The sequence below is a fragment of the Streptomyces sp. URMC 126 genome (assembly GCF_051386555.1).
Lineage (GTDB): Bacteria > Actinomycetota > Actinomycetes > Streptomycetales > Streptomycetaceae > Streptomyces.
In genome coordinates this window covers 1-272 of record NZ_JBPQTX010000876.1, presented here as the reverse complement: position 1 = coordinate 272, position 272 = coordinate 1, and the positions used below count along the sequence as shown (strand labels likewise).

Annotated in this window: 1 pseudogene; it reads left to right on the top strand. The window is 73.2% G+C overall.

The features are described 5' to 3' along the window. Positions 1-272, top strand: a pseudogene (locus ACSNOK_RS34310) (hypothetical protein); the annotation flags it as partial.

Below are 272 nucleotides of genomic sequence, written 5' to 3'. Positions count from 1 at the left end.
CCGCCGCGTCGACCTCGGGGTCTTCGCCGCCACCTTCGGCGACGAGCACTTCGACGACGAGGAGTGGGGCCCGCGCACCGACCAGGTGACCCTCCAGTACAAGGACCCGGCCACCGGGCGCTGGGAGAACGTCTCCCTCGACGAGAACGACGAGTCCGCCGGCTACGTCGGCTACTGGGGCGTCCGCCCGCACGAGACCTTCACGCTCGACCTGCGGCTGAGCGTCTCCGCCTCCGCCCCGGCGGGCCGCGGCATCGCCGTCACCTTCGGCC